Raw genomic sequence first — 13409 nt, forward strand, 5'->3', positions numbered from 1 at the left:
AGCAAGTTGGTATTCATTGGCGCGGGTGGCGCACAGTCACCCTTCCGCCCTTACGGCGGCTCACTTTTTGTCTTGTCAAAAAGTAAGCAAAAACCGCCTGCTCCTATCATCCGGCCCCTACGCTACGCTCCGGGGTTCCCTCGCTCCGGGCTTGCTCCCGGGAGGACCGCGCTGCAGGCCCCATCCTGGGGCCCAGCGCTTGACGGGCATCCATGCCCGTCACCTCCCTCCGCAAGCCCTGCGCTCGGCCTCCTGAAGTCGCGATCTGCGGCGCCTGAGCTACCGCGCACTTAGAAGCAAAAGCAGATGCAAAAGCATGGGCATGGCATGGCATGGCATGGGCACTAGGATGGAGGGGGGTATACTGCGGGCTTGCCAGCAGCAAGCCCTTGCGCGATGGCCACGCACAGGTCCGTAGTCCGCCGACCTGGCCACCTCCCGCGCTGCAAGCCGAACCACATCCTAATGTCGCGGTCTTCATAAGCGAAGGATCCGCTTCATACCTTGGCCCGGTGGGTTTGCCACCGCGCTTGTGTCATCATGCCCCAACCGCCGGTGAGTCTCCTTATAAGCCCTCTATGAACAGACCCTACGCATTGCTGCTTGCCTTCGCCCTGCTCCAGGGTTGCCAGAGCCTGCCCGCGCACAAGGCCGAGCCGGCTGCCGCCGACGTCGGCAAACCCGAAGCCGAGAAGCCCATGGTGTACGGCTCGTTCAAGCAGGATACGCTCTATAACCTGTTGGTAGCCGAGCTCGCCGGGCAACGCAATCGCTTCGACATCGCCCTGGCCAACTACACCGACGAGGCCGCGCGAACCCAGGACCCAGGCGTCTCCGAGCGCGCCTACCGCATTGCCGAATACCTGGGCGCCGATGAACCGGCGCTGGACAACGCCCTCATCTGGGCCCGCAACGACCCGCAGAACCTCGATGCGCAACGCGCCGCCGCCATCCAGCTGGCCCGCGCAGGCCGCTATGACGATGCCATGGCCTATATGGAAAAAGTCCTGCAAGGCCAGGGCGATACCCATTTCGATTTTCTGGCCCTGTCGGCTGCCGAAACCGACCAGAGCACACGCGACGGTCTGCTACAAAGCTTCGAACGCCTGTTGGCCAAGTACCCCGACAACGGTCAGTTGATCTTCGGCAAGGCCTTGCTGCTGAACCAGGACGGCAAGGCCGAAGAGGCGCTTGAGCTGCTCGAATCGCACGCGCCACAAAACGGCGAAATCGCCCCCATCCTGCTGCGCGCTCGCTTGCTGCAAGCCCTGGACCGTGGCCCTGAAGCCCTCCCCCTGCTGCGCAAGGCGATTCGCGACAACCCCGACGACAAGCGCCTGCGGCTCACCTATGCCCGGACCTTGGTCGAACAGGACCGCATTGCCGACGCCAAGGGTGAATTCGTCAGCCTGGTCCAGCAGTATCCCGAGGACGATGAGCTGCGCTATTCCCTGGCGCTGGTGTGCCTTGAGAACAAGGAGTGGGACGAAGCCGAAGGCTACCTGCAGGAGTTGGTCGAACGCGACAGCAACACCGATGCCGCGCACTTGAACCTTGGCCGTATCCGCGAAGAGCGCCACGACCCGGCAGGTGCCCTGCGCCAATACGCCCTGGTAGGGCCAGGGCCCGATTACCTGGCCGCGCAACTGCGCCAGGCCGATATCCTGATCGCCAACGGCCGCGGCACCGAAGCCTCTCGCCTGTTGGCCGAAGCCCGCGAGGCCCAGCCCGACTACGCGATTCAGCTTTTCCTGATCGAATCGGAAAGCTACAGCAATAACAACAAGGACGCCCAGGCCAGCCAGGTGCTGCAACAAGCCATCCAGCGCTACCCGGACGACCTCAACCTGCTCTACACCCGTGCCATGCTCGCCGAAAAGCGCGATGACCTTGCCCAGATGGAAAAGGACCTGCGCGCCATCATTGCCCGCGAGCCGGAAAACGCCATGGCCCTGAATGCCCTTGGTTATACCCTGGCCGACCGCACCACCCGCTACGCCGAAGCCCAGGCCCTGATCGACAAGGCTCATCAGCTGACCCCAGACGATCCGGCGGTGCTCGATAGCCTGGGCTGGGTGAACTATCGCCTGGGCAACCTCGACAAAGCAGAGGATTACCTGCGCCAGGCCTTCGCCAGCTTCCCCGACCATGAAGTCGCCGCCCACCTGGGCGAGGTGCTCTGGGCCAACGGCAAGCGGCGCGAAGCCCGCCAAGTGTGGGCCAAGGGCTTCGAAGCCCAGGCCGACAGCCCCGTGCTGCGCAAGACCCTCCTACGCCTGACCGGATCCGAGACCCTTTAAGACCATGCTATTGCGCCACTTCGTTACCTTCACCCTCATCGCCCTCCTGGCCGGCTGCGCCGGCATCGGCAGCCGCGAGGCCCTGCAGGGCCACGGCGACCCGCAGCAGTGGCGTGCCCACAAACAGCAGTTGAGCAGCCTCGACGGCTGGCAGATCAACGGCAAGGTGGGCATCCGTGCCCCACGCGACTCAGGCAGTGGCACCCTGTTCTGGCTGCAGCGCCAGGACTATTTCGACATTCGCCTGGCCGGGCCACTGGGCCGTGGGGCCGCACGCCTGACCGGCCGGCCTGACGCCGTGGTGCTGGAAGTGGCTAACCAGGGCCGCTACGAAGCCACCAGCCCCGAAGCGCTGCTGGAAGAACAACTGGGTTGGAAGCTGCCCGTTTCCCACCTGGTCTGGTGGGTGCGCGGCCTGCCAGCACCGGATACCAAGAGCAAGCTGACCCTCGACGGCGACAGCCGCCTGGCCAGCCTCGAACAGGACGGCTGGCAGGTCGAGTACCTGAGCTATGCCGAGCACAACGGTTACTGGCTGCCCGAACGCCTCAAGCTACACGGCAAGGACCTGGACGTGACCCTGGTGGTCAAGGACTGGCAGCCCCGCCAGCTAGGACACTGAGTCGATGCAAGCGCTCACCCTGCCCGCGCCGGCCAAGCTGAACCTGTGGCTGCACATCATTGGCCGCCGTGCCGATGGCTACCACGAACTCGAAACGGTCTTCCAGTTTCTCGACCACGGTGACGAGCTGAGCTTCGCCGTGCGGGAAGACGGTGTCATCCGCCTGCACAGCGACCTCGATACCGTGCCCCATGACAGCAACCTGATCGTGCGTGCCGCTCGCCAACTGCAGGCCCAATCGGGTACGCCCCTGGGCGCGGACATCTGGCTGAACAAGGTGCTGCCGATGGGCGGCGGCATCGGCGGCGGCAGCTCAGATGCCGCCACCACCCTGCTTGGCCTTGCTCACTTGTGGCAGCTGGAGTGGGATGAAGATCGCCTGACGGCCCTGGGCCTCGGCCTGGGTGCCGATGTCCCGGTATTCGTGCGCGGGCATGCCGCCTTTGCCCAGGGGGTGGGCGAACAGCTCACGCCGGTCGATCCGGAACAGCCGTGGTATGTGGTGCTGGTTCCGCAAGTGTCTGTAAGCACAGCAGAAATTTTTTCACATCCGCAGTTGACACGTGATTCTCTCCCCCTTAAGATGCGCCCCGTTCCCAAGGGAAACAGTCGAAATGACTGCCAACCGGTGGTAGAGCAGAATTACCCGGAAGTTCGCAACGCGCTGAATTCGCTGGGGAAGTTCACAGAGGCTCGACTAACCGGAACTGGAAGTTGTGTGTTTGGGGCCTTCCCAAGCAAAGCCGAAGCTGATAAAGTTCTGGCCCTTCTTTCAGCGACCCAAACAGGGTTTGTGGCGAAAGGAAGCAATATTTCGATGTTGCATCGCAAGCTGCAAAGTCTGGTCAAGAAGTCGAGTGCCTAGCGCTCGCAGCAACAGATACAGGGGCGTCGCCAAGCGGTAAGGCAGCAGGTTTTGATCCTGCCATGCGTTGGTTCGAATCCAGCCGCCCCTGCCATTTTCCTTATACTCATCCAGGTATACCCTCAGCCTTCAGGTACTGCGCGTGTCCAAGATGATGGTCTTTACGGGGAACGCTAACCCCGATCTGGCTCGGCGTGTCGTACGTCAGCTGCATATCCCTCTCGGTGACGTCTCTGTCGGTAAATTCTCCGACGGCGAAATCAGCACTGAGATCAATGAAAATGTCCGCGGTAAAGACGTCTTCATTATTCAGCCGACCTGTGCACCGACCAACGATAACCTGATGGAACTGGTAGTGATGGCCGACGCCTTCCGCCGCTCCTCAGCTTCCCGAATCACCGCCGTGATTCCTTACTTCGGATACGCCCGCCAGGACCGCCGTCCGCGTTCGGCACGTGTAGCCATCAGCGCCAAAGTCGTCGCTGACATGCTCACTGTCGTGGGTATCGACCGTGTACTCACCGTCGACCTGCACGCTGACCAGATCCAGGGTTTCTTCGATATCCCGGTCGACAACATCTACGGCTCGCCCGTACTGGTCGACGATATCGAAGACCAGCGTTTCGAGAATCTGATGATCGTCTCCCCGGACATCGGTGGTGTCGTGCGCGCACGCGCTGTCGCCAAGTCCCTGGGTGTCGACCTGGGTATCATCGACAAACGCCGTGAAAAGGCCAATCACTCCGAAGTGATGCACATCATCGGCGACGTCGAAGGGCGCACCTGCATCCTGGTAGACGACATGGTCGACACCGCCGGCACCCTGTGCCATGCGGCCAAAGCCCTGAAAGAGCACGGCGCTGCCAAGGTTTACGCCTATTGCACGCACCCTGTCCTGTCGGGCCGCGCGATCGAGAACATCGAGAAGTCGGTATTGGACGAGCTGGTGGTGACCAACACCGTTCCACTGTCCGCCGCTGCTCAAGCCTGTGACCGTATCCGCCAGTTGGATATCGCACCGGTTGTCGCCGAAGCGGTTCGCCGCATCAGCAACGAAGAATCGATCAGCGCGATGTTCCGCTAAGCGGAACGCACGCTGACGAAAAGCGCCCCGCCCCAGCACATCCGCTGGGGCGGGGCTTTTTTGCCATCCCCGTTGGCGCTGGTCGCAAACGCCCTCGGGGGGCTATTTTGGAGAAACAAAATGACTGATTTCAATCTGAACGCCCAAGTGCGTACTGACCTGGGGAAAGGTGCGAGCCGCCGCCTGCGTCACTCCGCCAGCATCCCAGCCGTAGTCTACGGTGGTGATAAAGAAGCTCAATCCCTGACCATCGTGGCCAAGGAAATCACCAAGCTGTTCGAAAACGAAGCTGCCTTCAGCCACGTCATCGAACTGAACGTTGACGGCGTCAAGCAGAACGTCATCATCAAGGCCATGCAGCGCCACCCGGCCAAGCAGTTCATCATGCACGCCGACTTCATCCGCGTCGTTGCTGGCCAGAAACTGACCGCCAAGGTACCGGTTCACTTCATCAACGAAGAAGGCCCGGTCAAGAAAGGCGGCGAAATTTCGCACGTTGAGTCGGAGCTGGAAGTTTCCTGCGAAGCCAAAGACCTGCCTGAGTTCATCGAGGTCGACCTGGCCAATGCTGAAATCGGCACCATCATCCACCTGTCGGACCTGAAAGCGCCGAAAGGCGTAGAGTTCGTCGCTCTGGCCCACGGTGATGACAAAGCAGTTGCCAACGTTCACGCCCCACGCGTGTCCGCTGAAGCTGAGGAAGAAGGCGCTGCCGAGTAATCCACTCGCACGCCGGCGTTGATCGGGTTACAGTGCCGCGCGCCCTGTAACCCACCAACTCCAAGGAAGAGCCCCTGACGTGACCGCCATCCAGTTGATCGTCGGCCTGGGTAACCCCGGCCCCGAATACGAACAGACCCGGCATAACGCAGGGGCTCTTTTCGTTGAACGCATTGCCAGCGCCCAGCGCATCTCGCTGACCGTTGACAAGAAATATTTCGGCCTGACGGCTAAGTTCAGCCATCAGGGTAACGATGTTCGCCTGCTGATCCCCACCACCTACATGAACCGTAGCGGCCAGTCCGTGGCGGCGTTGGCCAATTTCTTCCGGATCAAGCCGGAGGCCATACTGGTGGCGCATGACGAACTCGACCTGCCTCCCGGCGTTGCCAAGCTCAAGCGCGGCGGCGGCCATGGTGGGCACAACGGCCTGCGCGACATCATCGCGCAGCTCGGCAACCAGAACGACTTCCATCGCCTGCGGCTCGGTATTGGCCATCCAGGTGATGCCAAGCTGGTCTCCAACTTCGTCCTGGGCCGCGCACCGCGTGCCGAGCAGGAGAAGCTCGACGCCAGCATCGACTTTGCCCTCGGTGTGCTGCCGGACGTGCTCGCTGGCGACTTCGCCAAGGCGATGCGCGAGCTGCACAGCCAGAAGGCCTGATTTCCTTTAGAGAGGGGAATACCCATGGGTTTCAATTGCGGCATCGTCGGCCTGCCCAACGTCGGCAAGTCCACCCTGTTCAACGCCCTGACCAAGTCTGGCATCGCGGCAGAGAACTTCCCTTTCTGCACCATCGAGCCGAACAGCGGTATCGTGCCCATGCCCGATGCGCGCCTCAATGCGCTGGCTGAAATCGTCAAGCCCAACCGCATTCTGCCCACCACCATGGAATTCGTCGACATTGCAGGCCTGGTGGCCGGTGCTTCGAAAGGCGAAGGCCTGGGCAACAAGTTCCTCGCCAACATCCGCGAAACTGACGCCATCGCCCACGTGGTGCGCTGCTTCGAAGACGAGAACGTGATTCACGTTTCCAACAGCGTCGATCCCAAGCGCGACATCGAGATCATCGACCTCGAACTGATCTTTGCCGACCTCGACAGCTGCGAAAAGCAGTTGCAGAAAGTGGCCCGCAACGCCAAGGGTGGCGACAAGGAAGCCCTGGCGCAGAAGGCCATTCTGGAACAGCTGATCCCGCACTTCACCGAAGGCAAGCCAGCGCGCAGCCTGATGAAGAACATGAGCGCCGACGAAAAGGCCCTGATCCGCAGCTTCCACCTGCTGACCAGCAAGCCGGTGATGTACATCGCCAACGTCGCCGAGGACGGTTTCGAGAGCAACCCGCACCTGGACGTAGTGAAGGCCATCGCCGAAGAAGAAGGCGCTGTGGTCGTACCGGTGTGCAACAAGATCGAAGCGGAAATCGCCGAGCTGGACGACGGTGAGGAAAAGGACATGTTCCTCGAGGCCTTGGGCCTGGAAGAACCTGGCCTGAACCGTGTAATCCGTGCCGGTTACGAGTTGCTGAACCTGCAGACCTACTTCACGGCCGGCGTGCAGGAAGTACGTGCCTGGACCGTGCGCGTAGGCGCCACCGCCCCACAAGCGGCCGGGGTGATCCACACCGACTTCGAGAAAGGCTTCATCCGTGCCGAAGTCGTGGCCTATGACGATTTCATCCAGTACAAGGGTGAGAGCGGCGCCAAGGAAGCCGGCAAGTGGCGTCTGGAAGGCAAGGATTACATCGTCAAAGATGGCGACGTGATGCACTTCCGCTTCAACGTCTGATCCGCTGACAACCACGGCGTAAACAAGCAGGAGCGTTCAGTAGCCCAATCGAGGGCCTGCCGAACGCTCCTGTTTTTATTCAAGCCCGGAAAAAGCAAGAGCATTGCACCGGTGCATTGTGCCTACTCACCTCCCCCAGACCGCTGCTCGCCTGCCAGCATCACCAGCAAGGCGATCACCATCACTGCGGCACCCAGGTTGTAGAGCATGCCAGCCACAAACCCATGCACATACTGACCGGCCTGAACGAATGAGCCCTCCGCCCCTGGCAGGGCCGCCGCGAAGAAAATCCCAACTACGGCCACCCCCAGCGCCGCACCGACCTGCTGCACGGTCGAGATCACGCCCGAGGCCATGCCCGCTTTCGCTTCGTCAACCAAGGCCAGCACCAGGTTGAGCAAAGGGGTCATCACCAACCCCTGGCCCGCCCCCACCACGATCAGTACCGGGATCAGCCGAACGGCTACCAACTGCGCGCCTGCCGTCTGCACCTGGGCAATGAGCAACCCGATCGATAGGGCATACAGCAATGCCCCTGCCACGATGGCACGTATTCCCCAGCGCGCAACCAGCCGTGGGGCAGCGAGCGATGCCAGCACGAAACCAACACTGCAGGGTGCGAAGATGCTGCCGGCCCTGAAGGGATCCAGACCCAGCCCGCTTTGCATCAACAAGGCGAAGCACAGAAAGAAGGAACTGGATGTGGAATAGACCACCAGCACCAGTAGCGCACCCAGTGCAAAGCGACGCTGCGCCAGCAGTTGCATATCCACCAATGGCAAGTTGCCGGTCGCTCGTCGCCGTTCCTGCTGTCGCTTGAACAGCGCGAGCAAGGCCAGTGCCAGGCCGAGCGCGCAGAAACTCCAGGCAGGCCACCCCTGCCCCGGTCCTTCGATCAGCGGCACAAGCAGCAATGCCAGGCCCAGGCTGACCAGCGCCACGCCTGCCCAGTCCAGGTCCGGGCGCTGGGGGGCGCGGCTCTCGGGGATGTAGCGCGCCGCCACGATGGCGAGCAACCCAATAGGCACATTGATCAGAAAGATGCTGCGCCAGCCTGATCCGAACAGGTCAGCATGCACCATCCAGCCGCCCAGCACCTGCCCCGCTATGGCAGACAGCCCCAGCGTCATCCCCAGCAAGCCGAACGCGCGGCGGCTGTCCTGGGCATCGAAGTTGACCCGGATCGAAGCATAGACCTGAGGGAACAACAGCGCGGCGGCCAGCCCCTGTACAACCCGCGCACTGATCAGAAAAGCAGCACTGGGCGCCAGGCCGCATAACGCCGATGCCACGGTAAACCCTGCCATACCGACGATGAACAACCGGCGACGGCCAAATACGTCCCCCAAGCGCCCCCCGGTAATGAGCAACACGCCGAACGCCAGCTCATAGCCGGCCACGATGAAACCGATTTGCGCGAAGCTTGCGTTCAACCCGGTCTGCAGACTCGGGATGGCGACGTTGACCACGAACAGGTCGAAGATCGTCACGAAGCCTGCCAGCAAAAGTACCGACAGACCTACCCACGGCGGGCTTCCAAGGCGATGTGTGGGCGTTAACGGGAGAGGAGTATTGGCGTTCATCGTGCCTTTCCAGAATTTAGACACAGGCATTCTGGGATGGCCTATAAACCATTACAATTTAACCGTTTATGCTATTACTCAAAGCAACGAGACACGCCATGCGAACGCTGCAACGTACACGATCCGATCTGGCCGACTTCCTGCGCTCGCGGCGCGAGCGCCTGTCGCCCGAGGACGTCGGTTTGCCAAGCGGCGGCCGCCGGCGCACACCTGGGCTTCGACGCGAAGAGGTTGCCGCGCTCGCGGGTGTCGGACTGACCTGGTACACCTGGCTGGAGCAGGGCCGCGACATCGGCGTGTCGGCCAGTTTTCTGGACAACCTGGCGCGGGTGTTGAAACTCGATGCCGCCGAGCGTCGCCATCTGTTCCTGTTGGCACATGCCCGTCCGCCCGCTGAGCCAGGCAAGACCTGGTGTGTCTTGCCGTCGCTGGTACGGCGTTTGATGCACGACCTGCCGCACGCGGCCTTCGTCCTCAACCTGCGCTGGGATGTGCTGGGGTTCAATGGGCCTGCCGACGCACTGTTCGGGTTCGCCCCGCACCCGCCTGAGCGGCGCAATCTGCTCTGGCTGCTGTTCACCGACCCAACAGTGCATGGGCGCTTGCACGACTGGGACAGCCAGGCCCCGCTGATGCTGGCAAGCTTTCGCCGCGACTTTGCCCGGGCCACGCAAGAGGCCGATATCCACGCGTTGGTGGACGAACTGGAGCACGTCTCGCCAGCCTTCAAGGCCGGCTGGCGCACCCACGACGTGCACGCGCCCTGCAGCGGTGTGCGCCAACTGGTCATTGATGGGCAGGCCCAGCCGTTCGAGCATACCTCGCTGACCGTCGATGAAGACCGGCACCTTCGGCTGGTGGTGTACGCACGTCAAGATGGGCTGCCAGGCAGCCCATAGGTCACGCGTCTTTTTCAGCGTCGTCCGGGCGTTGCCCGTCCTGCAGCAGCACCATGCTCTGCGGCGCCGACAGGGCGATACCTTCATCGCGCAGGCGCCCCAGTATGGTGAACAGCAGGTCACTGCGGGCCCCGCCCACCAACCGCGGTCCTGCCACATAACCGCTGACGCCAATTACCATGCCCGCATTGGTCAGGTCCTTGAACGACACCGATGGCGCCGGTGCTTCGAGGATGGCCTCGTGCTCCTGGAAGGCGGTCAGCAGCAGCTCACGGACCCGGTTGGCGTCAGTGTCCAGGGGCAAGGTCAGGGTAATACCCACCACACCCAGGGCATTACCCATGGTCACGTTGCGCACGTTCTGGGAGATGAACTGCGAGTTGGGCACGATCACAGTGGAGCGGTCCGACATCTGGATCTCGGTGGCGCGCACATTGATACGACGGATATCTCCCTCGACACCCGCCAAGCTCACCCAGTCGCCCACCTTGACCGGGCGTTCGGTGAGCAGGATCAGGCCGGAGATGAAGTTCTGCACGATCTGCTGCAGACCGAAACCAATACCGACCGACAAGGCACTCACCACCCAGGTCAGGCTGGTGAGGTTAATGTGCAGGGTCGACATCACCAGCATGGCCAGGAAGAGGAAGCCCAGGTAACCCACCAGGGTGACCAGCGAGGCGCGCATGCCGGCGTCCATGTCGGTTTCCGGCAGCAGGCGTTCACTCAACCAGCGCTTGACCACACGAATGGCCAGCATCCCGCCAGCCAGGATGCCAAGGGCCAGCACGATGTCCTGGGGCACGATGTTCAGGTTGCCGAGCAGCTTGCCGCCCGTGCCGTCCCAGTCCCCCAGGCTCAGCAACAGTTCGCTGGGGCTGGTGCCCGACGGCATCAAAGTCAGCAGCAGGGCCAGAATCACCACGACGGTGCGGCCAATGCCGGCCAGCACCGTGCTCGCCTGCGCCTGGTGCCGTGGTGCCAGGCCCAGCGTGGACGCCAGCGCCAGGCCACCCGGTTGGCGAGGCGAGAGCAGCATTTCGCACAGATCACTCAGGAACGTCGTGAGCAAGTAGGCGCACGTGACGACCAGGCTGACCCACAGCAGCTTGGCGGTCAGGTAATAGGCCAGGGTCAGGTAGCCGGTGATCAGTGATAGCAGGATCGCAGCCAGCCACACCACCATCACGAACGGGATCAAACCGGCCAGGCCCGTTGCCCGGTCAATACCATGCCGACGCCGAGCACGGCGGTAGGCCATCAGGGCGCCGGCGAAAATCAACGCCACCACCAGAGCGGTAAGGCCATTGACCGCTACGGTCAGGGCCAGGCTGACGCCGATCACACTGTTGACCCGCTCCAGGGTCATCATCACCATCAAGGCCAGTGCCAGCACCTTGGGGAACCAGCCCAGGGCCTCGGCCACTTCGTCCGCAATCGCCGGCAAACGCCAGGAGGGGCGCTGCAACATCAACAATGCCCGGCCAAGGCCGGTAATGAAGGCGCTGAACACCACCAGGGCAAGGATGTGGTCGGTCAGGCTGGCCAGGTCCGAACCCAGTTGCGCACTGCTTTCAACGCCCCAGCGCAGCAACGATACCGAGCCGGCAATGGTGCCCAGGGTCGCCAGGCTTACGCCCACGGCCAAGGCACTGCGACGCAAGCGCCCCTCTGGCAACCAGCGCACCATGGACCTGGCCAACAGCCGCTCCAGCAACCCTCGCACCAGGGTCCATACCAGGATCGAGGCGATCAGGCTGGCGAAGAAGAGCCAGCGGTGTTCGGCGCTCAGGGCACTGTCGAGCGCATCCGTGATCTCGCCACGCAGGTCATGCAGCCGTGCCACGTCGTCCTGGGTCGGGCGGATCATGCTCTGCCAGAACGCAGGGCTCAACGGCGACGCTGCCCGGCTGGATATCTGCGAGTTGAACAGGCTGCGGCGCAGGTTGACGATCTGCGTGGACAGGTCCCGCGCCGACTGGGTTAGCTTAGTGGCCTGGTCCTGCTGGGCCATCAGGGTTTTCTTCTCGGCCTCCAGCGCCTTGCGCTGCTGGGTCAAGGGCGCAGGCTCGTCCGGCTGCGCCGGGCCGATGACTTTCAACTGGTCATCCACCTTCTGCGCATCGGCTGCACGCTGGGTGCTCAAGGCATCGGCCTGGCGCTGGACCTGCACGGCCGCCATGCGCAATTGCGCCAGCAGGTCATCGTTGGCGTCACTGGTGACGCCCTGGCGAATCTGGTCCAGCCGGTCGCTGAGCTGGTCAACGGTCGCAGTTTCGTCCAGTGCCGGTGCGTCGGCGGCAGCCTGCGCCGTCGCCGCAGGGGCCGGCGCCGACCAGGCTGGGTTGGACGCTGCCACGATCAGCGCCAGCAACAGCATCAGGCTGTGACTAAAGCGGGCAAGGCTGACACGCCTCATCGAACATTCCTCTTTGCAATTCGATCTGGCAAGCGATTCTACGCCGCTTCGGGCCATCAGGAGAGGGCTGTTTCGCGTGCCAACAATTGCCGTTTGCGCTCGATCCCCCAGCGGTAGCCACTGATGTCGCCGTCCCGGCGCACCACCCGGTGGCACGGAATGGCCACGGCAATACGGTTGGCCGCGCAGGCCTTGGCCACTGCCCGCACCGCCTTGGGGGCGCCTATGCGCTGGGCGATGTCACTGTAGCTGACCCGGCAGCCGGCAGGTACTTCACGCAGCGCCTGCCACACGCGCTCCTGAAAGACGGTGCCCTGCACATCCAGCGGCAGGTCCAGACCGAGCGCCGGCGCCTCGACGAACCCGATGACCTGCGCCACGACCCGTTCGTACTCGGCATCGGCACCCACCAGCTCGGCGTTGCAGAACTGGTCTTCCAGGGCGTGCACCAGCGCCTCGGGCTCATCGCCAAGCAAGATCGCGCAGATGCCCTTTTCGCTCTGGGCGACCAGGATGGCACCTAGCGAGCACTGGCCCACGGCGAAGCGGATGGTCACCCCGGCGCCACCTGCGCGAAACTGCCGTGGTGGCATGCCCAGGCGCTGCTCGGCGCCGGCATAGAAGCGGCTGCTGGAGTTGTAGCCCGCCTCGAAAATGGCATCGGTGACCGAGCCCTGCCCCTGCCCCAGGCTGGTCCTGAGGCGTTGGGCGCGGAAGGCCTCGGCATAGGCCTTGGGGGTAAGGCCGGTTTGCGCCTTGAACAGCCTATGTAAATGGAACGGGCTGACGGCCAGGCGCTCGCCCAACTGCGCCAGGCTGGGCGGTAGATCGCACGCCTCGATCAGGCGACAGGCACTGCTGACCAGGCGCCGCGTACGCGCCGACATGGCAGGCGGGCCCGCGCAGCGCTTGCAGGCGCGGTAGCCTGCTGCCTCGGCCAATGCCGGGGACTCGAAGAACTCCAGATTGTTACGCAGGGGCAGCCTGGCCTTGCAGCCTGGATAACAGTAGATACCGGTGGTGCGCACGGCATAGACGAAATGGTCCGCCGCCTCGGCAACACGCGCCGCGACGGCCTGCCAGCGCTGCTCGGGAGTGGTATAGGTTGTCATGTTCATCTTCCGGGCT

General features: G+C 62.9%; 11 protein-coding genes and 1 tRNA gene. 9 read left to right on the top strand and 3 right to left on the bottom strand.

The window, feature by feature from the left end:
* Nucleotides 1–578: 578 nt before the first annotated feature.
* The 8 genes from CRP40_RS20050 to ychF all read left to right on the top strand — a co-directional run bounded on the left by CRP40_RS20050 (nt 579) and on the right by ychF (nt 7380).
* Complete coding sequence (locus CRP40_RS20050) at nt 579–2300, top strand: tetratricopeptide repeat protein (RefSeq protein WP_027915449.1); 1722 nt, start codon at nt 579–581, stop codon at nt 2298–2300.
* A 4-nt stretch (nt 2301–2304) separates the two neighbouring features.
* Nucleotides 2305–2922 (top strand): lipoprotein insertase outer membrane protein LolB, encoded by a 618-nt coding sequence (gene lolB, locus CRP40_RS20055; RefSeq protein WP_023533208.1) that lies wholly within the window; start codon nt 2305–2307, stop codon nt 2920–2922.
* A 4-nt stretch (nt 2923–2926) separates the two neighbouring features.
* Complete coding sequence (ispE, locus tag CRP40_RS20060; RefSeq protein ID WP_027915450.1) at nt 2927–3787, top strand: 4-(cytidine 5'-diphospho)-2-C-methyl-D-erythritol kinase; 861 nt, start codon at nt 2927–2929, stop codon at nt 3785–3787.
* 19 nt (nt 3788–3806) lie between these two features.
* Nucleotides 3807–3881, top strand: a tRNA-Gln gene (locus CRP40_RS20065).
* A gap of 48 nt (nt 3882–3929) precedes the next feature.
* Nucleotides 3930–4871 (top strand): ribose-phosphate pyrophosphokinase, encoded by a 942-nt coding sequence (locus CRP40_RS20070; protein WP_003247410.1) that lies wholly within the window; start codon nt 3930–3932, stop codon nt 4869–4871.
* A gap of 120 nt (nt 4872–4991) precedes the next feature.
* Nucleotides 4992–5591, top strand: coding sequence for a 50S ribosomal protein L25/general stress protein Ctc (locus CRP40_RS20075; RefSeq protein WP_027915451.1), 600 nt, complete (start codon nt 4992–4994; stop codon nt 5589–5591).
* Between the two features lie 79 nt (nt 5592–5670).
* Complete coding sequence (gene pth, locus CRP40_RS20080) at nt 5671–6255, top strand: aminoacyl-tRNA hydrolase (protein WP_027915452.1); 585 nt, start codon at nt 5671–5673, stop codon at nt 6253–6255.
* A gap of 24 nt (nt 6256–6279) precedes the next feature.
* Nucleotides 6280–7380, top strand: a complete 1101-nt coding sequence (gene ychF, locus CRP40_RS20085; protein ID WP_027915453.1) for a redox-regulated ATPase YchF — start codon at nt 6280–6282, stop codon at nt 7378–7380.
* A gap of 122 nt (nt 7381–7502) precedes the next feature.
* On the opposite strand, the gene CRP40_RS20090 is transcribed toward ychF, so the two are convergent.
* Nucleotides 7503–8963: an MFS transporter gene (locus tag CRP40_RS20090; RefSeq protein WP_027915454.1), complete on the bottom strand. Its 1461-nt coding sequence runs from the start codon at nt 8961–8963 to the stop codon at nt 7503–7505.
* A gap of 98 nt (nt 8964–9061) precedes the next feature.
* Here CRP40_RS20090 and CRP40_RS20095 point away from each other — a divergent pair, with 98 nt between their 5' ends.
* Nucleotides 9062–9862, top strand: coding sequence for a helix-turn-helix transcriptional regulator (locus tag CRP40_RS20095; RefSeq protein ID WP_027915455.1), 801 nt, complete (start codon nt 9062–9064; stop codon nt 9860–9862).
* Between the two features lies 1 nt (nt 9863).
* Here the strand turns inward: CRP40_RS20095 and CRP40_RS20100 are convergent, their stop codons facing one another.
* Nucleotides 9864–12281 carry a DUF3772 domain-containing protein gene (locus CRP40_RS20100; protein WP_027915456.1) on the bottom strand — a complete coding sequence of 806 codons (2418 nt, stop codon included), beginning with the start codon at nt 12279–12281 and terminating at the stop codon, nt 9864–9866.
* A gap of 56 nt (nt 12282–12337) precedes the next feature.
* Nucleotides 12338–13393, bottom strand: a complete 1056-nt coding sequence (gene ada / locus CRP40_RS20105; RefSeq protein ID WP_027915457.1) for a bifunctional DNA-binding transcriptional regulator/O6-methylguanine-DNA methyltransferase Ada — start codon at nt 13391–13393, stop codon at nt 12338–12340.
* Nucleotides 13394–13409 lie beyond the last annotated feature (16 nt).

It is taken from the genome of Pseudomonas sp. URMO17WK12:I9 (assembly GCF_900230165.1).
Taxonomy (GTDB): domain Bacteria; phylum Pseudomonadota; class Gammaproteobacteria; order Pseudomonadales; family Pseudomonadaceae; genus Aquipseudomonas; species Aquipseudomonas fulva.